The 21,327-nt window shown below is 51.3% G+C and carries 15 protein-coding genes; 9 read left to right on the top strand and 6 right to left on the bottom strand.

Annotated elements, in window-relative coordinates:
- Positions 1-14: 14 nt before the first annotated feature.
- Positions 15-1,388, top strand: coding sequence for a VWA domain-containing protein (locus HCG48_RS05650; RefSeq protein WP_168568275.1), 1,374 nt, complete (start codon positions 15-17; stop codon positions 1,386-1,388).
- A gap of 73 nt (positions 1,389-1,461) precedes the next feature.
- Positions 1,462-2,430, top strand: a complete 969-nt coding sequence (locus tag HCG48_RS05645) for an ARPP-1 family domain-containing protein (protein ID WP_168568274.1) — start codon at positions 1,462-1,464, stop codon at positions 2,428-2,430.
- A gap of 834 nt (positions 2,431-3,264) precedes the next feature.
- Here HCG48_RS05645 and pyk read toward each other — a convergent pair.
- The 4 genes from pyk to HCG48_RS05625 form a co-directional block, all read right to left on the bottom strand.
- Positions 3,265-4,686 (bottom strand): pyruvate kinase, encoded by a 1,422-nt coding sequence (gene pyk, locus HCG48_RS05640; RefSeq protein ID WP_168568273.1) that lies wholly within the window; start codon positions 4,684-4,686, stop codon positions 3,265-3,267.
- A gap of 449 nt (positions 4,687-5,135) precedes the next feature.
- Entirely contained in the window at positions 5,136-5,843 is a 708-nt protein-coding gene (locus tag HCG48_RS05635) for a hypothetical protein (RefSeq protein ID WP_168568272.1), read from the bottom strand.
- Positions 5,844-5,935: 92 nt separating this feature from the next.
- Positions 5,936-6,406 carry a hypothetical protein gene (locus HCG48_RS05630; protein WP_168568271.1) on the bottom strand — a complete coding sequence of 157 codons (471 nt, stop codon included), beginning with the start codon at positions 6,404-6,406 and terminating at the stop codon, positions 5,936-5,938.
- 18 nt (positions 6,407-6,424) lie between these two features.
- A complete protein-coding gene (locus HCG48_RS05625) occupies positions 6,425-7,867 on the bottom strand; it encodes a MotA/TolQ/ExbB proton channel family protein (protein WP_210437182.1) in 1,443 nt (480 codons plus the stop codon).
- Between the two features lie 535 nt (positions 7,868-8,402).
- Between HCG48_RS05625 and HCG48_RS05620 the strand changes: the two genes are divergently transcribed.
- The gene (locus tag HCG48_RS05620; RefSeq protein ID WP_168568270.1) at positions 8,403-10,253 is read left to right on the top strand and encodes a DUF3352 domain-containing protein; all 1,851 of its coding nucleotides are present in this window, start codon (positions 8,403-8,405) and stop codon (positions 10,251-10,253) included.
- A gap of 105 nt (positions 10,254-10,358) precedes the next feature.
- The gene (locus HCG48_RS05615) at positions 10,359-12,557 is read left to right on the top strand and encodes a serine/threonine-protein kinase (RefSeq protein ID WP_168568269.1); all 2,199 of its coding nucleotides are present in this window, start codon (positions 10,359-10,361) and stop codon (positions 12,555-12,557) included.
- A gap of 2 nt (positions 12,558-12,559) precedes the next feature.
- Here HCG48_RS05615 and HCG48_RS05610 read toward each other — a convergent pair whose 3' ends face one another.
- A complete protein-coding gene (locus tag HCG48_RS05610; protein ID WP_246259929.1) occupies positions 12,560-12,883 on the bottom strand; it encodes a hypothetical protein in 324 nt (107 codons plus the stop codon).
- 190 nt (positions 12,884-13,073) lie between these two features.
- On the opposite strand from HCG48_RS05610, the gene pap reads away from it, so the two are divergent.
- Entirely contained in the window at positions 13,074-14,570 is a 1,497-nt protein-coding gene (pap, locus tag HCG48_RS05605; RefSeq protein ID WP_168568268.1) for a polyphosphate:AMP phosphotransferase, read from the top strand.
- Between the two features lie 33 nt (positions 14,571-14,603).
- On the opposite strand, the gene HCG48_RS05600 is transcribed toward pap, so the two are convergent.
- Complete coding sequence (locus HCG48_RS05600; protein ID WP_168568267.1) at positions 14,604-15,461, bottom strand: pentapeptide repeat-containing protein; 858 nt, start codon at positions 15,459-15,461, stop codon at positions 14,604-14,606.
- Between the two features lie 629 nt (positions 15,462-16,090).
- Between HCG48_RS05600 and HCG48_RS05595 the strand changes: the two genes are divergently transcribed.
- From HCG48_RS05595 to HCG48_RS05580, 4 genes are all read left to right on the top strand, one after another.
- Positions 16,091-17,104, top strand: a complete 1,014-nt coding sequence (locus HCG48_RS05595; protein WP_168568266.1) for an ElyC/SanA/YdcF family protein — start codon at positions 16,091-16,093, stop codon at positions 17,102-17,104.
- A 90-nt stretch (positions 17,105-17,194) separates the two neighbouring features.
- Positions 17,195-18,940, top strand: a complete 1,746-nt coding sequence (locus HCG48_RS05590; protein ID WP_168568265.1) for an ABC transporter ATP-binding protein — start codon at positions 17,195-17,197, stop codon at positions 18,938-18,940.
- A gap of 82 nt (positions 18,941-19,022) precedes the next feature.
- On the top strand, positions 19,023-19,778 hold the full coding sequence (locus HCG48_RS05585) for a peptidylprolyl isomerase (protein WP_168568264.1): 756 nt from the start codon (positions 19,023-19,025) through the stop codon (positions 19,776-19,778).
- A gap of 196 nt (positions 19,779-19,974) precedes the next feature.
- Positions 19,975-21,102, top strand: a complete 1,128-nt coding sequence (locus HCG48_RS05580) for a HetZ-related protein 2 (protein WP_168568263.1) — start codon at positions 19,975-19,977, stop codon at positions 21,100-21,102.
- Positions 21,103-21,327: the final 225 nt, after the last annotated feature.

The following is a 21,327-nucleotide window of genomic DNA, read 5'->3' as shown; positions in this document are numbered from 1 at the left end:
GAGGAGGTCGGCAGATGGAACGAAATCCATACACCCTCGCGACGGTGTTCAACCACCTGCGATCGCACGCGGAACCCTTCGTCCTGCGCGACAACGGACAACCCCCCGAGTGGAGCGACGAAGCGCTGCATCGCACGCTCTACGAGCGCCAAAGCGAGCTGTACGCCCTGTTAGCCTTAGCCGGAGGGGTACAAACCGTCCAGCGCGAGCGCGTCTTATTCCAACTCCTGCGCGCCTCTCGTGTCGGTCTCGACGACAACGTGCGACGGACCCTCGATCGCGTCACCCGGATTCTCTTAGAAAGCCTCGGCGCCGATCGCGTCCTGCGCGTGTTTCTCGCCGTGCGACGGGAACGGGCCAATCACAAACACGCCCGTAAAGCGATCTTGCGTTACATCCTCAACCATCCGCAGTTTGAAGACCTCCTCGGCAGTCGCCGTCCGGCAGTTGCAGACAGTCTCGAACACGCGATCGGCAAAAATGTCGCCCGGGCTTGTGCCAAATGGCTCGCCGAGGGCGAACGGAGCCGTCAAACCTACGTGCGGCGCAATCTGCTGCGTTTTGCCCGCGACCCGGCGCGCGTCGAGAGCCTATTTCCGACCCTCTATCGCGGGGGCGTGCGATCGCTCGCAACGGGAGCGTACCAGCAGACCCACCGCGATCGCGCCGAACCACTCGATCGCGAACCGGAACGCCCGAAAACGGTGACCGCCACCAATCGCGGCGATATCGCCGCCACCTTGGTTCACCTCTATCGCGGCGGCAGTTCCCCGGAACTGGAACGGGCCGTGGATGCTTACGTCGAAGCTGCCGCCCGTCCCCTACCGTACTTCGAGGGCAAGGTCGCCGTGGTTCTCGATGGGTCCACCTCCACCCGGGGCTATGGCGAACGGGAATATTGCACGATCGCCCAGTCCGTGGCTTTCCAACGGGTGTTACAACGCCGTTGCGATCGCCTGGAAGTCTTCCCCGTCGGCGGTTCCGGTACGTTACCCCAACCCCAAGGGCCGAGCGATTTGGCAACGGCGACGATCGCCGCGATCGAAAGCCAACCGGATCTGGTGGCGATCGTCTCCGACGGCTACGAGAACACCTATCCCGGCGATTTAGCCCGGGTTACGGCCACGTTTGCGCAATTGGGCATTCAAACCCCCGTGGTGTTTTGCCATAGCAAATTCAGTCCTAACGACGATTTGAGTTTGCGCCGCAACGCGCCCAATTTACCCCAATTTGAGTTTTGGCATCAAGAAGACTTTGAAGGGGTCTTAGTTGCGCTCTTCAGCTTTGTTGAAGGCGAAAAAGGCGAGCGAACGATTCACAATTTCTTATTGAAAAAACTGGAAATTGTCGAACAATGGCTCGACCGACCACTCGAAAAAGCGGCTTGACGCTCACTAGGGGCGATCGGGCGATCGCCCCTTCCCCACCCAAAAATTTTCAATGTATTGAGGGGGTCAACCTATGGATTGTCAACAATTAGTTCCCCAAACTTTCGACCTGTCCCGCTACCAATTTGGCGCGCCCCAAGTCTCCGGTCGCCTGAGTGTCGTTCCTATTTTTGGAGGCGATCGCCCGGGACAATTTACCAGTCCCTTAAGCGGTTTAAAATTAAATCGGGTCGCCGGATATGGCAGTGTCGAACTGTCCAATCCCAGCCGCGAAGGCGTGGCGATCGTCCCGTTGCATATCGGTTACGTTCAAGACCAAGCGCAAAACCACGCTTTGTGTCGATCCGCCTTTATTGCTGCCGGACAAAAACTGATGTTTGAGGATGCGTGCTGCGTCCAAGAATCGCAAGGCGGATATTTAAAAGGTCGCGAACAGTGGTTCTTTATTTTACCCCTGCAATTGCGATCGCCTGCCCTGGAGGTTCGCCACCAAGCCTCTTATAGCAAATTGTGGGGTAAAATTTCCGAACTCAATCGCGATTTCGGCTTGAGCGATCGCGGTCACCTCGAACAAATTATCACCCGCAAACGGGGCTTTTTAACCCAATATCAAAGCCGTTTGGAATACTTGAACGGTCAAACCGGGGCGTTATTCTTTCTCGATGACAAACTCGCCGGGATTGAAATTGCACCCACGGCGGCTTATTTCCAAGAACTGTGGATGCCGTTAGTTTGTTTTTGCTATGGCGTCGCCGCTTTTAAGGACGAAGCCGTTCGCGAACCGATTGCCGAACCCTTCCCCGTTAAAAGCCTCGCCGAACTGCGCGAAAGCCTGCAAGACAGTCGCCAGCAGTTGCAACAAACCCTGCAGGAAAATTTAGCCAAAACGCCGCAACAAACCTTTGAAGTTCGAGAAGAAGAACGCTTTCTCAATCTGCGCTTAAAAACGGCGATCGGCGACCAGTTCGCCGGACAATTTGTCGAAGCCGATGACGAACTCATCTATGCTTCTCTCTTCGCCAAACCGGAATATCTCAATTAGAGATATCTGATGTAGTGAAGCCACAATCACCGTAGGGGCAAAAATTTTTTGTCCCTACAAAATGCGCATTTTTTATATCGACAAACAAGGAAAATAAACCCATTTAATTCAACTCATTGCAAGCAATTTATGCCGATTTTCTAAAACCTTGATGGAGATGAGTAACCTGTAGGGATACGGCATTGCCGTATCTCTACCCTCGATCTTTCTCATTATTTTTGAAAATGGTATTATGCTTGCCAAGCAGTCATCTAGACCCCTTTTTTGCCTCACCCATTCCACCCAAAAAGTTGAGCTTTTTAGCAAAATTTACCTCCCAACCCTTGACATCTTCCCCAGATCGTACTACACTGTATTACATGAGGAACTGAGTTAGGTGCGGCGTTACACACCAACCTGATTCCAAGTTAGGAAAAACTGTAGTTAACAGTCTCGGAACGCCGTTATGCTGACCGCCTGTCCTTATTTCAATCCTTCCTTCCCGACGACATCCGCTCAACTTTCCTTTTTGGGTCTCTTCCTTTATAACTGAAGAGAACGTTACAAAAGCCAAAATATGGCAGGAACTGTGTAAGGTTGAATTACCGCACTGGATTGCACTTGTGGAGCATTTCCCTAAGTTTGGGGGTTCGATTCCCTCCCTCGGCTCTTTTTTTGTCTCCAATCCTCGCCGAGGAACAAAGTAGTTAATAACGCTTACCGCCTGTCCTGCCATTTTTAATCATACCAGAGCGCGATCGCCCGAACTGTAGCGATCGCGCTTTGTCTATTGCGCTTTGTCTATTGTAACCATCACGCTCTTATTTGAATTCCCCAATCAAGGAAAAAATAGAGCTAAATCGCATAACTTTCGCCGATGCGATGGACTTTAATCAAATTCGTCACCCCAGTAATTGGAAGAGGTAATCCAGCAATAATCACCACCAAATCCCCTCGTTCGACAAAGCGGCGTTTGACCACCGCTTGTTCGACCTGCAAAATCATTTCATCGGTATTGGTGACTTCTTCTAAACAAATCGATTGCAATCCCCAATAGAGAGCCAAACGACGTTCTACAAAAGCATCGGTAGTCACTCCAATCGCCGGAATCATCGGTCTATATTTCGAGAGCAAACGTCCGGTAAATCCGCTTTCGGTAAAACAAATAATGGCCTTAGCTTTGAGATTTTCCGCCAAGCGACACGCTGCATACACCACGGAATTACCGATTCCTTCATCTTCAAAACCGTTGAGATATTGATGGGAAGTAGTCAGGCGAGCTTCCGTCGTTTCTGCAATCCGCGCCATCGTTCGCACCGCTTCTACCGGATAGTTTCCCACCGCAGTTTCTCCCGAGAGCATCAGCGCGTCCGTACCATCTAAAATCGCGTTGGCGATATCGGAAACTTCCGCGCGAGTCGGACGGGGATTGTGAATCATCGACTCTAACATTTGGGTCGCGGTAATTGCGGGTTTGAGATGCATTCGACAGCTTTGCAAAATTGTTTTTTGCAGCATCGGTACGCGGTCTAAGGGAATTTCGACCCCCAAATCGCCGCGCGCCACCATGACCGCATCCGCCGTCATCACAATTTGTTCTAAATCTTCTATCGCTTCGTGACGTTCGATTTTAGCGACGACATGGGCTTGTTTATCTTTGCGTCTGACGGCACCTTTGACTTCCTTGATATCGGACGCTTCACAAACAAAAGAAAGCGCCACGTAATCGACCTCTTCACTCAAGCCAAAATCGAGGTCTTTAATATCTTTGTCCGTGAGGGCTGGCGTCGAAATTGAAGAGTGACGCAAGTTAATCCCTTTGTGACTTTTGAGTGCTCCTCCATGGACGACGGTGCCGTAAATTTCGTTATTCAAAACGCGATCCGCTTGAATGCAAATTAAGCCGTCATCAATCAGGATCGTATCCCCTTCGTTGATATCGGTTGCCAATCCTTTATAAGTGGAGCTAAATTTTTGAGCATTTCCTACCACATTTTGCATGGTAATGGTAGTTTTTTGACCTGCTTCGAGGACGGTTCCTTCTTCCATGTCGCCGACCCGAATTTTGGGACCTTGTAAGTCTTGAAGGATGGCGATCGGTTTGTCGAGTTCGTGAGAGATTTGGCGTAAGGTTTCGATGTTTTTTTGATGGGTGCTATGGTCGCCATGAGAAAAGTTCAAACGGGCCACATCCATTCCGGCTTCTACCATTGCTTTAATGGTTTCGTAGTCGGAGCTCGCCGGACCGAGAGTACAGATGATTTTAGTTTTACGCATAAGGGTTAAGTTGAGGTGAACGAAAGCATCTTCTCAATGACAATAATAATCAATGAGATTTGTTGCTATTTTAGAAGTTAAAAAGCAACAGGCGATCGCTCCCCCCTGAATCGATCGCTCGATCTCAAAATTCTAGTGTATGACAAGTCAATCCGGATGGCTGTTGGCTGGACTACACGGGATTTATTTTAAAAGATTGGCGATCGCAAACTTCATAAAAAGATCGGAACTTTTGGCCGATAATAAAGATCGACCTCAGACAACCACTCAATTGTTTAGAAAAGATTAATTACGATCGCTTTTTCCGGATTAGAGAAATGCTCAAGTTCGCGAGTCACACAATTACTCGATTCCCGTTCCCACGGAAATGACAGCTTGCGTAAATGTATTTAATGATGATAAAAAATACTATAATACTTCCTGCGATCGAACCGTCCATTCCAACCGAATCACTGAACTCCGATCGCCCGCCCTCCGGACCCAAAAACGATAATACTATTGAGTTCTAAAGGTTCCCAACCGACATCAAATCCGTCGTTCCAGGCTTGTTTTCTGGCTGCACGAAAGGCTTCAAAACTATCCGGTCTGACGATAAATGCCAGATAATCTGTTCTCGGATCGAACTGTTTTAAGATTTGTTTAAATTGAGAATCCGGCGATCGCAGTTCTTGAGGGGTTTCACCTGAAAACTCAGGTTTTGGTAAATAAATAAGTCCGGTAGGATTGAGTTTAATTCGGACTTCATAGGCGGTAGTTTCAGCAGAAAACTGCTCCACTCTTGCAGTTTTTACATTCAAACAACGGCGATATTCTTCAATTAAATCCAAATAATAAGGGACGATCTCCGGATCGACGGCTGGAGGAACGTAAGGTTCGTAGCATTGGGGTAAAGATTGGAAAAATTGATTAATTTCTCGTTCGGCTTCCTCTTTATCAAGATAATGAAGTCGATTATTTCTAAATTCAAAAAAATGGGCATTTTTACGAGTTTCTGAAACAATCGGCGTCCGCACGATCGTCCCGGATTCTACGGCGACAATACTAATAAATAAGCCGACAAACATTAAAACGCCGACGGTGTTGGTAAGGATATCTAAAAAGGAATCTAAATTTTGTCCGGGGATCCCAGATTGGCGAATTCGGCGTCTTCTTCTCATCTCAATTTCTAAAGTTATCTCAATTTCTAAACTTACAATCTCTCAAGCTACAATCTCTCAAGCTAAAATCTCTCAAGCTACAATTTTTCACATTACAATCTCTCGATTTCATCTTCAATTTTTAAGCGCCATCCTTCATCGAGGGGTTCGTAACCGATATCAATTCCCCGACGTTCGATCGCCTCCCTCACTCGTTTGAACACTTCAATTCCTTGGGGACGCATGGTGACGATTAAATATTGGCGATCGCGGTTTTTTTCGACTTCATCTAGCAATCTGCTTAAAGCCGAATCGGGACGGTCAATTTCAGCTAAGGGGACGAAAGTTTGATGGGGATAAATAATAACGCCATCTTGCTGACATTCAATATATCGCGGTGTTTTATTTTCATTAGTTCCGGTTTCTCCCCGAGCAATAATAGTGACTTCTCGTTCGTTGCCTAAAATTTGTGTAGACACGACAATAATTAATAAGATTAAAGTCCCGATCGTGCAGGCAAGAACAGATAAAAAGGGAAACAGTTCGATTTGGATCGATCGCCGGGTAAAGCGACGCCTGTACATAAAATAACTCCTAAAACACTACTCGATCTTATCTTCAGTTTCAACTAGAGTGATCCGACGGGGTTTGTTCAATTGTTTTAGCAGGGGTTTAAGTTCGGCTAAATGTTCTCTAATTTCTTCTAGAACTGCTTCTATGTGACCGTCTCTGGAAATCGATCGCAGATTTTTATCTAATCGTTCTTGCAACTCTAAGATTTGAGCAATATTGGTTTTTGACTTTTCCAAAAGTGCGATGCGACTGTCAAGAGATTTAGACGCATGTTCGAGACGATCGCCGATTTTCTCGGCTTGTTGAATTAAGTTTTGCGCGATCGCCCGATTTCCCGCTTCCATCTCTGCGGAAACTTTGCGATAAGTGCCGTTAATTTCTGTAATTAAATCGGCGATCGCCTGTCGATAATTCTCTTCATTTTCAGAAAAACTAAGCTCAAATGCTTGTCGTTCTTCTAAGGTTTTTTCTTGTAGATTATCTAGTTTTTCTATGAGTCTCTCATGCTGAGTTTGTACGGTATTGAGTTGAGCGATAAATGTCTGAGATAGGACTTCGGCGGCGCGTTCTGCATAGGTTCTTGCCGGATCGATGAGGGCTTCCGGACTGGGTAAATGACGGGCGATCGCCGCATCGATGGCTTGAGTTAACTGTTCGTTTTCTAAAGGCGTTCCACTGTCTTTAAAACGGGGCAAAAGACGATCGTTTAAATAGATATCGATCGCTAATAATAACCGAGATTCAAAGCGTTCGACTAAAACCAAGGGAATCATTACGAGAACGCTTAAAAATAAGGCGACTAAAGTGGTATCGAAAGCAACGGCAAGACCACTGGTTACCGTGCCAATACCCTCTTTAATTTGGTCGATTTCTCCGGCTTCTTCTAAAAAGCCAGAAAACCCAGTAACCGCTTGACTGATTCCGATCACCGTACCGATAAATCCTAATAAAGGAATCGCCCATACTAAAATTCTGGGAAGGGAATAAGATGACTCCGAGGCACTTAAGTAAAAAGACGAATCATCGAGGGCGAGTTCGGCGGCGGCTTTACGATTTCCAGAATGAATATAAGCGGCGATCGCGCGGGCGCAACGGCGGGCGATCGCACTACCATCGGCGAGTAATCTTTCTTGCAGGCGAAATAATAGAGGAGATTGAGGATCGTGCCAGTCTAAATCAACAGCAACCCAGTTTTCACGAAGGGCAAAAAACTCCCGTTGGAGTTTGACAAATTTTAAAATAGTAAAGGATAAAACAATTCCGGCAAAGAAAACGACGGCGACTTGAGTAAAACCGCGATCGTAAAGTAACGTCCCGAGATAAGTTTGTCGGCGTTCGAGAAAAATGGCGTAAATCACCCCAGTCAATACGGTAGCAAGAGTGAACACGAGGGGAATAGAGACTTCTAATTCTTGACGGGGACTGTGAGACATTTGTAAGAACTGGCGATCGGACAAACGCTTTTGATTCATGAGTGTTTTTAAAAAGCAATTGGACTGAAAAATAAAACAGCTTGACAGCCAGACGAACCGCAAAATTTGACGGGTCGATCGCGACGCGAATGCTCTTAATTTTAGGGGGATAATGGCGGAGAAGTTCAAGGCGATCGCCCATTTCGTGCTTAACCGATGCAACTTTCAAGGATAAGTGCGATCGCCCCAGCCTCAATCTTCTCAATTTTAGCGATCGCCCGTGCTGGTCATACGGATCGGTTGAAAATGTCTCGAAAAATACACAGATTTCTCGTCACTCCCCTGATTTCTATCAATCTAGAGTCTGGAGTGAGCGATCGCCCCATCTGTATGGCGCCCCCAAAATAGGAATGAATTCGGGGCAGGCGTGCGGACGAGGAACTGCTAAATTGATGTCGGGTATCCTAACCTAGGGCATTTTCAATCCGGCATCGGAAAGCGGCTAAGGTGACCCCCTCAGCCACAAACCGTTCGGTCTGCGGTACGACGAAGACCTGCTAAATTAACATTGCACTGCCGAGGCTGTGTGAACTTCATGTCTGAAAGTAAATCTGAATCTAAACCTGAGAATCAAACCCCTCAAAAAATACCTCTAGCGGTTGCGATAGCGGGAGTTGGGTTGCTGGTTGGTGGCGGCGTCGCGGCGTTGTGGTTTCTGTGGAAACAACAACCGTCGGCCCAACTGCCTTCGGGAACCACCTTAGTTCCCAATGAAGCCTTGATGAGTATTTCTCTGTCTACAGATTCTCGGGAGTGGGAGAAACTCAGACAGTTCGGGACGCCGGAAAGTCAAGCCTGGTTTGACGAACAACTGTTGACCCTGCGCGATCGCCTCTTAAGCGACAACGGCTATAACTACCAAGAGGATATCGAACCGTGGGTAGGGAAAGAAATCACGATCGCCTTTTTACCGCCGATTCCGGTAGAAGTCTCCGAGAGTGAAGGCGAGGGAGAGACCGCCAATTCCGACGGCGAAGGCGAACCCGAACAAAACGGCGAGGAGAATGCCGAAACTCCCTCCCTGAGTGGCATTCCTCGGGGGAATCAATCGATCGTGTTACTCTTACCGATCGCCAATGCATCCCGGGCCCAACAAGTTTTAGAAAACGCGCCGACGCCGCAAAGTGGCGCCTGGACTACTCGGGAATATAAAGGGGTCGAGATTAAAGAAAATCCCGGTACCGACAGCGATCTGTATGCAGTCACCGTCCTCGACGGCAAATTTTTAGCGGTCGCCAACAGTCGCTACGGGATCGATCGCACGGTGGATACGTACAAAGGGGCGCTTTCCCTGGCGGATTTGCCGAACGCGGGTAAAATTTGGCAAAAACTGGAAGGCGATCGGGCCTTTGCCCGTCTTTTCGTTAATATCCCCGTAGCTTCGGCGGTGGCTTCACTCAACCGTCAAAATGCCAGGATCGATGAAATTGCGAAACTGCAACCCAATCAGGGGTTGGCGGCGACGGCGACGATCGAGAATGACGGGATTGCCTTCGACAGTGCGATGTGGCGCCGACCGAAAAGCGAGAGAACCTACAGCGTCGAGAATAAGGCTAAAATGATGGCCGATCGCCTGCCTGCGGCCATGTCGATCGCGATCGTCGGCAGTAACTTACAAGGGTTGTGGAACGATTACGTCGCCGAAATCGACGTGAACCCGATCGCGGTGATTAACCCGCAGTGGTTGCGAACGGCGATTAAAACTACTACAAATCTCGATTTAGAACAAGATTTACTCAGTTGGATGGCGGGAGAATTTGCCCTCGCCATGATTCCCCCCGCCGAAGACAATGCGTCTACCTTTCCCGCAAGTGTGGTTCTGATGGTGCAAGCGAGTGACGTCAAAGCAGGGGAAGAAACCCTCGCCAAACTCGACGAACGAATGCAAGAAGCGTATCAATTTAAACTCAGTCGAGAAACAATCGGCGATCGCGAACTGGTGACCTGGCAATCTCCCCAAAGTTCGCTGATCGTAACGCGCGGTTGGCTCGATGGCAATGTCGCCTTTTTAAGTGTAGGCGCTCCTTTGGCCGATCGCATCGTTCCCAAACCCCAAACCTCGTTAAGGACAAACACGTTATTTCAAAGTACGGTTCCGGCGCAACCGACCCCCAGCAACGGTTACGTTTTTATCGATGTCGAAAATTTGCTCGCACTCAACGCGCCTGAGTTGCGCCTACCGACCCAACAAGGGGCATTCCTCGATGCAATTCGCGCGATCGGTCTGAGAATGGCGGTGGAGAACGATCGCACCCTCCGCCATCACCTGTTTGTCCGCTTAAAACAAGCCGGAGAAGCTCTTCCCCTACCCCCCGCACAACCCGATCGCCCGCCGTCTTCCGAATCCGGTTCGCCAACGACGCCGACCCCGGAAAATAATAATTGAGCTTCCAGGGATGACGCTGAAACGGCGATCGCGCTCATCGTCTCCAAAGGAGAATCGCGCGATCGGAGGATCCCCCCTTTTATTCCCATCGGTAACATTTGCCTTATGTCCCTGTGCATTAATCCCGAGTGTTCCCATCCGCACAATCCCGATACGGTCGGCTTTTGCCAAAGTTGCGGCACCTCGCTGCTATTTGCCGATTGCTACCGCGTCGTCCGCGAACTGGGTCAGGGAGGATTCGGGCGCACTTACGAAGTCACCGACGGTTCGGGTCGAAAAGTCCTCAAAATTTTGACCGCAGGAGACCCGAAAGCGGTTTCCCTGTTTCAGCAAGAAGCTCAACTGTTGCAATCGTTAGACCGTCCCGGAATTCCCAAAGGAAACGGCTATTTTAGCTTTCCCCTGCGCAATGGTGGGCGATCGCTCCACGGGTTGGTGATGGAATATGTCGAAGGCGAGGACTTGAGTCAGTGGTTGCACTCCCGAGGCGATCGCCCCCTCGACGAACCCTCCGCCGTCGCATGGTTGCGCGAGTTGGTGACGATCTTGCATTACGTCCACCAAGAGAACTTTTTTCACCGCGATATCAAACCGTCGAATATTATTCTCAAACCCGACGGCCATTTAACGTTAATCGATTTTGGCTCCGCCCGGGAAGTCAGTGCAACGTATTTGCAAAAAGTTGGGCAAGGTAAACCCGTGACGGGGATCGTTTCCGCCGGATATACCGCTCCGGAACAGGCCATGGGTCGCGCCCGCCCGCAATCGGACTTTTTTGCGTTAGGGCGCACGTTTGTTTTTTTGCTGACCGCCAAAGCCCCCACGGACTTTCAGGAAGATCCGCGATCGGGTCGGCTGTTGTGGCGCGACAGTGCGCCGGGAGTCTCGTCCGAGTTTGCCGATTTACTCGATGAGTTGATGGCACTGTTACCGGGCGATCGCCCCCAAACGACGGTGGAGTTACTCAAACGCCTCGATACCCTGCTCCCCAGTTCTACGGCAACCGGATCGACCGCACCCCTGAGCGCCACCGCAGCAACTTTGGCGGTGAACCGTCAAGCGTATAACCCTTCGACGACGACGACACAAACCTCGGGAACTCGGGGGCGATCGTGGATTCTGGCGGGAATGTTAGCCCTTTTAGGCTTTATCGGCGTTCAAGTGGTCTCCCAGCAACGTCAAGGGGGGGAATTGTCCTCTGGAGAGCCTACCCGATCGCCCGAACCGACGACTGAAGTACCCACGGCTTCCCCTTCTGCTCCCTCCTCCCCCAATCCGACGCCGACACCGACGCCGACACCAACCGCAACCCCAACCCCTACGCCGACGCCGACACCAACCGCAACGCCGACGCCGACGCCGACGCCGACCCCGACCCCGACGCCGACAACCTCTCCTACAACCTTTACCCTGCAACGGGCGATCGCCGCTCATCCCAAACCCGTTTACGCCGTCGCCGTCGCCAGCGATCGCGGGATCGTCGCCACCAGCAGCGCCGAAAACGAGATCGAATTATGGAACGTCGAGACCGGAGAGGAAATCCGCCGCCTCGCCCGTCATGGCGGTCCGGTATGGAGTCTGTCGGTCAGTCCCGACGGGCAAACCCTCGCCAGTGGCAGTGCGGACAATCAAATTCTGCTGTGGAACTTAAGCAACGGTCGCGTCAAGCAAAATTTGTACGGTCACCGCGACCAAGTGCGAACCGTCGCCTTCGATCCTCGGGGTCGCTGGCTCGCCAGTGGGGCGGGAGGGGTCTACGAGAGCGATCGCAGCATCCGCATTTGGGATCTCGACACCGGAGAAACGCGCTACACCCTCACCGGACACACCGATCGCGTCTTGGCGATCGCCTGGAGTCCCGACGGGCAAACCCTCGCCAGTGGAAGCGCCGACCAAACGATCAAACTGTGGGATGTCGCTACCCAAACTCTAATCCAGGAATTCTCCGGTAACACCCCCTACGTCGAATCCCTCGCCTTCACCCCAGACGGACGCACTCTCGTCAGCAGCAATTCTAACGAGATTAAACTCTGGAATGTCGCCACCGGATCGCTGACCCGGCGCATCGACGGTCACCAACGGGAAGTCAGCGCGATCGCCATTACCCCAGACGGACGTTACCTCGCCAGTGGAAGCGGCGATACCACCGTCAAACTGTGGAATCTCAACACCGGGGAACTCGTCGAAACCTTGCCCGATGCGACCGACGGCATTCGTTCCCTGACCTTTAGCGCCGACGGGCGCACCGCGATCGCCGGAGACGACGGGGGAAGGCTTTACATCTGGCAAACTCCCTCCCCTTAACTTTAGTCCGTCGGCTCCTGTTCTTCCTCAACGATCGCCCCTAACAGCCGTTCCACGCTGTCGGTCAATTGCACTAACCGTTCCAGCGATCGATCCTGCCCTTCGGCCAAAGTTTGCACCGCATCGCACAACGCAAAAATCTGATAGCCCTGTTGTTGTACTTGCTGGCTTTGCTGTTTCACCTGCACCGCCAAATCGTCCACCCGCCGGGCCAATTGCTCCACAGTTTCCGTCGTCGCCAACACGGCTTCGCCAATCTCTTTGACGATGGAGTTGAGATGATGCTGTTGTTCTTCCACGCCCCTCGATCCTTTCTCTGGGTTCACTGCATTTTAGATTTTAGATTTTCGGCGAGTGAGGCGGCGAACCCGAAAAGGGCGATTGGCGTCCCTGAAACCGCGATTTTTCTCCGAACTTCTGTGTTCGAGATCGCAGCGCGATCGCCCGACATTCGCTAGCCTTTTAAAGGCATTGCCGATGCCAAGCGCCCATCTTTTTCATCGTTCGACGAGCGACATGTTAGACACTCTCGATTTAAGCCTTTCTCTCGACAAACCCAGCTACAAAGAACAGATCGAATCGTTAATGCGGCAATTGCGCCAACTGCAAAAAGCCTGCCGCGACAAAAAATTACCCGTGATTATCGTCCTCGAAGGATGGGCGGCGGCGGGTAAAGGGTCTCTGGTTCAGAAAATGGTCGGCTACATGGATCCGCGCGGCTTTATCGTGCATCCCATTTGGCCTCCGAGCGAGCAAGAGCGCCAATTTCCGCTTTTGTGGCGATTTTGGCAAAAACTACCCGCCAACGGCACCATCGGCTTTTTTTACCACAGTTGGTACACCCACGTTTTAGAAGATCGGTTGTTCGGACGGGTGGACGATTCGGAAATTCCGATGTTAATGCGCGAAATCAATGCATTCGAGCGCCAACTGTTCGACGACGGCGCGGCGATCGCCAAATTTTGGATTCACCTCAGCCGCAAGGAACTCAAAAAACGCCTCAAAAAAGCCGCCGCCGACCCCCTCGACTCCTGGCGGGTCCGTCCGGAAGACTGGCAACAAGCTAAAAATTACCAGCACTACGCCGCCCTCGCCGAAGAAATGGTCATCCATACCAGTACCGGACCGGCCCCATGGACTTTGGTGGAAGGGGACTGCAAGCGCTGGACCCGGGTCAAAGTGCTGACCAAAATGGCGACGACGATTACGGAAGCGCTCGACTTGCGTTACTGTCAGGTTCCACCGCCGAGTTTACCCGCCCAAACCGAACTGCATCCGACGGAACCGGATTTTCTGGGGCAGGTAGACTTATCCCAAAGTTTGACCAAAGCCGAGTATAAGAAGCAATTGCGCCAGGAACAGGTCAGACTCAGAGAACTCCAGCTCAAAATGCACGAGTTGCAAATCCCGGTGATTGCCTTGTTTGAAGGCTGGGATGCGGCGGGGAAAGGGGGCGCGATCAAACGCCTCACCGATATTCTCGACCCGCGCAGTTACGTGGTCAGTGCGTTTGCGGCGCCGACTGACGAGGAAAAAGCCCATCACTATCTGTGGCGGTTTTGGCGGCGCTTACCGACGGCGGGCAGTTTCGGTATTTTCGATCGCAGTTGGTACGGTCGCGTTTTGGTCGAACGGGTCGAGGAGTTCGCCACGGAACCGGAATGGCGGCGCGCCTATCGCGAAATTAACGAGTTTGAGGAACAACTCGTCAATGCGGGCTACGTCCTGCTCAAGTTCTGGCTGCATATCAGTGCGGAAGAACAATTGCGCCGCTTCCAAGAGCGACAGGACAATCCGTTCAAACAGCACAAGCTTACGGAGGAAGACTGGCGCAACCGCGATCGCTGGCCCTTGTATTACGTGGCGGTCAATCAGACGATCCAGCGCACCAGCACGCCGTTAGCGCCGTGGACCGTGGTCGCGGGAGATAATAAATACTACGCTCGCGTGCAGACGATTAAAACGGTGGTCGCGGCGATCGAACAAGAACTCGATCGCCGCCGCTCAGCCTAACCTGACTCGGGGAGGCTACGCCCGCTCGATTCCTCAACAGCCGACGCTCACCGTGGTTTCCCGGGCTTTCCAGGCAGGACGAGGCATCGAAAGCGAGCGTCGCCCCTCCCAACTCGGCAAGGCGATCGTCGTTTCTAAAAGGCGATCGTCGACGATCGCTTCGTTCAAATTCGCCGCTCGCAATTGAACCCCTTCTAAAAGGGCGCGGCTTAAATTCGCCCCGCTTAAATTTGCTCCGGTTAAGTTGACGTTGCGCAATTTGGCGCCCCAAAAGTTAGCCGACATCAACTTTGCCCCCGCCAAGTTCGCCCCACTCAATTTCGCCCAGCTCAAATTGACGCCGTCGAGATCGACGCCTTCGAGATCTGCTCCGTTTAAAAAGGCGCCCGTCAGTTGCCCTCCGGTCAAACAGGCCCCTTGCAAACAAGCCCCACTCAAGCGCGCTCCCCCTAAGTTCGCCCAGCGCAAATTCGCCCCCTTCAGATTCGCCCCGCGCAAGTTAATCCCTTCTAAATTCGCCCCGCACAAGTTCGCCCCGCTCAAATCGGCTTCGCGCAAGTTGGCGCCCGCCAAATTTGCCCCGCTCATTTGCGCCTCGGACAATCGGGATTTCACGAGAAAGGCTCCGTGAAGGTCGGCTTTTCTCAATTGGGCGCCCGTTAAATTGGCGTCGCTGAGTTTGACAAAACTTAAATTCGCCCGATTTAAAGCGGCGTGACTGAGGTTGGCTTTGGTTAAAAAGGCACGAGTGCAGTCCGCTCCATCCAAGTAAGCATTGGATAAGTTGACTTGCACGAAGGTGATGCCACTGAGGTTTTGCCCTCGCAAGTCAAGACCCGAAAAGTCTCTAATTCCTTTCTCGTAAAGTTCGAGTAAATAGTCGATCGACATCTGCTTTCGAGTGTTTGAGAACCGTTGGGTGAGTGGATTTCGCTCGTTGTTTGGCCGTCGCCGAGACCGAGGCTCCGGGCGATCTGGGGCGATCGCGCCTTTCTTCCTCTTGCTTAGAATGCCCCTCTATTCGGGGGAAATTGACCGATAAGTGCTGCCATTTTTTCTAAAGATTTATGAACCCTTTGGTTTCGGTCGCTGTCGATCCCGAGGACACTGACGATCGCCCATGGCTGCTTTGCCCCCAGATCGAGTCCGATCGCCGCCGTCGAGCGCCCCTTTTGTCTTGGCTTTCCCCCTGATTTCAAATCTTACTTTGAGAAAGGATCGAGAAAACGTAAGAAAAACATAGTTTTATAAAGAAAAATTGAGAACGGGCGATCGAGTAATCTTTTACAAAATCCAATCCGCCCCACGGAATCGCTGCGATCGCGCGATCGCCCGTTCCGGCGCAACCCGACCCCTCCATTTTCGTCCGTCGAAGGAAACCGACCCGCCTAACCCCTTCGAGCCGGAGACGTCTAAACTGTCAACTAAACCCCCAACAAATAGAGTCGCGACCGCCGACGCCCTCGTTACGCCCTCCCGATGAATCCTGCCGACCCCTCGCGCCTTAAGGACCTTCACCGATGTTTCTGCTGATCGCCCAAATTTTGCTTTGGGTTCTGCTCGGTTTGGCGATTTGGTTCGTCCTCCTGCGCCTGATTCCCAAAGAATATCTGACTTGGTTGGGAGGGGCCATTCTCTTGACCGTCATTATTTTGGCGTTTTTCTTCCCCACCGATCGCAGTATTGCCACGATTTGGAATATTATTTCTCTCCCGCTCAAACCCCTCGGGTTGACCTTATTACTGTTAATTTTAGGAACAAAAAAAAAGAAAGAATCAAAATTAATTTGGGCTGCCGTCGCCATTTTATTGCTGTCGAGTATTCCTTGGTTAGCCGACCGATACGAATATGGTCTGATCCGCTCAAATTTGGCAGTTCAAACCAATGTTTGTACGGCGAGAACGGTATCTGAGGCGGACGCGATCGTTCTCTTTTCCAAAGGCACTACCCAACCGTTTTTACGCTATCAACCGGATTTGGTCGCCCAACAAACGAGCGCCCGCATCGTCGAAATGGCTAGAGTTTATAACGAGTTGCGAACCGCCGGACGACTTCCCCAGGCGATCGTCGTCGGTCGTTCCACCCCCTTCGCCTGGACCGTCGGACAGCAAACCCCCAATCCCAATCTGGAAGCGACAACGATCGCCCGCCGTTTCGCCTCCCTCGTCGGCTTACCCCTCGGCGATATTGCCCTCTTAAAAGGGGATACGGTCCGCGAAGCTGCCACTCAAGTGCAAGACTATTTAGAACGCCGCACGGACCTCGGAAGGCGGATCGTGACGATTTCTTCCTCCGTCGATAGTCCCCGGGTCGTTTCCGCCTTCACTCAAGATAATTTCGTCGTCATTCCCCGAGCCCCCGCCTTGGACACGGTGGTGTGCGATCGCGAAAATGAAGTCGTCGAACTCGAACAACTCATTCCCAATGCGGAAAGTGTTTTACAGACCAGTCAGGTGGTTGACGAGTTTTTTACTTTGATATACTACTTTTTGCGCGGTTGGATTGCTCCTTGTGCTGACTGTTGGGACAATTAAAGTTTCTAGGTGGGGATGTCTGACTCCTGACCCCCGACTCGTGAGTTCGCAAGTTTTCCCCACGCCCTCATTATTTTTTCCCCAAACTTCATGTCGCGATCGCAACTCCAAAAACTCGGTACTTACATGCGTCCCCACTGGCGAACCGCCACCTTGGGGATTGCCGCCTTATTTGTCGTCAACGCCCTTTCGGTTTATATCCGTCGCCTGATCGGTAATGTCGTCGATCGCCTGCAAGTCTCTTTAGACTTCGATCGCGTTTTATTCTTCGTCTTCGTCATCCTCAGTTTGGCGACGGTCATGTGGGTGATTCGGGTGGCTTCGCGAATGCTCTTATTCGGCGTCGGGCGTCAAGTGGAATTCGACTTAAAACAGGGGATCTTTCAACATTTATTGCGGCTCGAACCTGCCTATTTTTCGGCGAACACCTCCGGAGACCTGATCAACCGCGCCACCAGCGACGTAGACAATATCCGGCGGCTGTTGGGATTTGCCGTTCTCAGTTTGGTCAATACGATTTTTGCTTACGGCTTGACCTTACCCGTGATGTTGGCGATCGATGTCAAACTTACCCTGTGGGCGATCGCCGTCTACCCGGTGATGTTGATTTTGGTGCAGTTATTTAGCGATCGCCTGCGATCGCAGCAACAGCTCGTCCAAGAAGAACTTTCGAGCTTGAGCGAACTGATTCAAGAAGATGTAAGCGGGATCGCTTCCATTAAAATTTACGCCCAAGAAGAAAACGAAAGAAATGTTTTTCGCCAACTCAACGATCGCCTCCTCTCAGCGAACTTAAAACTGGCTAAAACGCGCAGTTTACTCTTTCCGATTTTGGGCGGTCTCGCCAGTTTGAGCCTGCTGATCTTACTCGTTATCGGTTCCGGGGCGATCGCTAACGGCGACATTAGCATCGGCGATTTTATTTCCTTATTACTGTATGTCGAAGGACTGGTCTTTCCCACCGCCTTACTCGGGTTTACGATTACCGCCTACCAACGCGGCGAAGTCAGCATCGATCGCGTCGAATCGATTTTTGCCGTCGAACCGCGCATCCAGGACGAAAGGAAGGCGCGATCGCTTCAACCCCCGGTCGCGGGTCGCTTGAGCGCTCGCGAACTGGTCTATACTTATTTCGGCGCCAGACAGCCGAGTCTCGACGGCATCAGTTTCGAGATCTTACCCGGCGAAACTGTCGCCATTGTCGGCCCGATCGGTTCGGGAAAATCGACCTTAGCCAACGCCATTCCGCGACTGCTCGACATTGCTCCCGGTCAACTGTTTCTCGACGGACAGGATATTACCGAACTGGCTTTAAACGACTTGCGCGGGGCGATCGCCTACGTCCCCCAAGAAAGTTTCCTGTTCAGTACCACCATCCGCAATAACATCCGCTACGGTAACCCCCTCGCCTCCGATGCGGCGGTGGAAGATGTCGCCAAACAAGCCCAAATTTACGAGGAAATTCTCAATTTTCCCCAACAATACGATACCCTCGTCGGCGAACGGGGCATCACTTTATCCGGGGGTCAGCGCCAACGGATGGCCCTGGCGCGCGCTTTATTGCTCGACGCTCCCGTGTTGATTCTCGACGATGCTCTTTCCAGTGTGGACAATCAAACCGCTACGGATATCCTGCACAATCTCTCGACCGGAACGAATAAGAAGACGGTTTTGTTTATTTCTCACCAAATGTCGGCGGCGGCGAGTGCGGATCGGATTTTAGTGATGGATCGCGGGGCGATCGTGCAGACGGGAACCCACGGCGAGTTAGTCCGCCAGTCCGGTTTATATCAGTCCCTGTGGGAACAGCAGAAGTTCGAGGAAATGCTGCGTTAGGTTTGAGAGTAGAGTTTTTCTACACCTTTTGAGATAGGATAGCTCGGATCGATTGCGATCGTTGTGGTTGGAGTGTAAGGCTATGGATCCCGAAAAGTTTATCACCATCGACGAAGAACAAATTTCTTTGCGTCAGGCGCTGGAGTATTTGCGTAAAAGTGGCGATCTGCCACAGTTGTTGACCCGGATTTTGCGTCAGTACGTTCTCGAACAGGAATTGCAAGAGCGATCGGATCTGGAAGTCGATCCGAGTCGTCTGGAACAGGTGATGGTCAATTTTCGCTTGCAAAATCAGTTGACTGACTCGCCAAAGTTCAATCAATGGTTGCAAAGTCAGGGGTTGACCTATGCGACGTTTCGCGAGCAAATGGCGATGGCGGTGAAGGTCGAGCAGTTAAAAGCGGAGACGATCGCCGATAAGGTTGACGATTATTTCACTCAAAATCAGGCGTTTTTCGAGCAAGTGGTGCTGTCGCGCATTGTCGTCAGCGAAGTGGATAAAGCGGCTCAACTCAAGGGTCAAGTTGACGAAAATCCGCAATTGTTCGAGGCGTTGGCGAAGGAACATTCGATCGTCGCCGATCGCGTGTTTAACGGCATGATGGGGGCGATCGCCCTCAATCAACTCCCCCCATCCATGCGCGAAGCACTGCGTCAAGCAGAACCGGGGGAGATCGTCGGGCCGCTCGAACATGAAGGACGGTACAGTATTTTGCGGTTGGAACGCCGTTTGCCCGCTAAGTTGGAAGGACAGTTGAAACAGACTCTAGAAGAGCAGTTTTTTACCCAATGGTGGCAGCAGAAACTACAAAATAAAAAGGTGAAACTCAATTTATAGCGGCTTGCCGAACGGAACGCAAAAAAACAGGGATAGCTATCGATCTTATCCCTGTTTTTGATTAAAAAGTTTCACGATAAAACTGGATAGCAACTTCCAATGTTATAGAGAAAATCTAAAATCCTAAAATCCTAAAATCTAAAATCTAAAATTCTATTATTCCATCCCCGAGGGATGTGGTGAGGAGTTCCTCTCTATGATGGTGTCAGAACAATTAGCCCGAAAGTGGCGATCGCGGCTGGCTGAGGAATGTTCGCAATATTCACAAAGCGTTCGAGATAGTATTGTCGAATGGCTTTTAGGAGAAAAACGCGAACGCTTCGAGTCGGTTTCTCCAGAAAAATTGAAAACGATTTGTTCGGGGATCGATTATCGCTATCAGATTTTACGACAGCGTTATCTGGGGGTCTCTCCGGAACGGGGTTACACCCAGTTGATTCGGCGGTTGTCGAGTTTGGTGTTGTTACGCAATAAAATTCGGACGTGGGTGGCGCTCAGTCGCGATCGCCAGCGTACCGTGGTCGATGTGGTTCAAGAAGTGGTTCACCAACTGTGCGAGCGCGATCGCTACATGCAGCAGCAAATTGCCTGGATCGGTCGTTGCAGCAGCGATCCGAGGGTTCGCAATGCGTTGGTATTGGCGACGACGGAGGAATATTGTTTGCGTCCGGTTCGCAATCAACCCCTGCTCGCCTATCGCTTTTTTAATTATTTGCGCCGTTCCCAGCGTGGCGGATTGACTCAGGTTCCGGAAGCGGAGTTAATTCGGTTGGTGTCCGACGAGATCGCGCCGGACGATGCGGATGGAGCGGTGAGTTTGCTCGACGCCGAGGCGATCGCGATGGCGGAAGATGCGACCTTGTGGGAAGAACAGCAACTGTTACGGCTTTCGGTGCAAAAGGAATTCGAGCAGTATTTACAGCAAAATATTGACGAAACGGCTGCGGAGTGGTTGCGTTTGTATTTAAAAGGTCGTTCCCAGGATGAAATCGCTAAGCTTTTGAATTTACCCGTGCGTCAAGTTTACCGCTTGCGCGAAAAGGTCAGTTACCATGCCATTCGCGTTTTTTCTTTAAAAACCGAACCGGAATTAGTGGCGAGTTGGTTGCAGACGAGTTTAAACGAACATGGTCTCGGACTGACTCCCAACCAGTGGGAACGGTATTGGGATCGACTCACTCCGGAGCAGCGTCAATTTTTAAATGCACTCAAAGCGGGTAATAGTTTTGAGGCGATCGCCCGCGAGCGAGGCATGAAAGTTTCCCAATTGGTTTCCGAATGGACTCAGTTGTATTTAATGGCCCAATCCCTTCGTAACGAGTAAGGTGGCGATCGCTAGAATCCCCGGCGATCGGGGGCGAAATCGGGAGCGAAATCGAGGGCGATCGCTGCATAACATTTTTTGAAAAAATCTTTAATTTTCTCAACCCATAAGTAATACTGTGAATGAGACCGTGCGATCGTACAACCGATCGGGGTTGATTCCTGAGGAGAATCTACCCCTCCCGTTAAAGATTATCAAACCTGTCCCCTTGGGGATCCTCGGCGT

This window comes from Oxynema aestuarii AP17 (assembly GCF_012295525.1).
In the GTDB taxonomy this organism is placed as follows: Bacteria; Cyanobacteriota; Cyanobacteriia; order Cyanobacteriales; family Laspinemataceae; genus Oxynema; species Oxynema aestuarii.
Note: the sequence above shows the minus strand (reverse complement) of the source record. Positions and strands in the feature narration are given on the sequence as shown.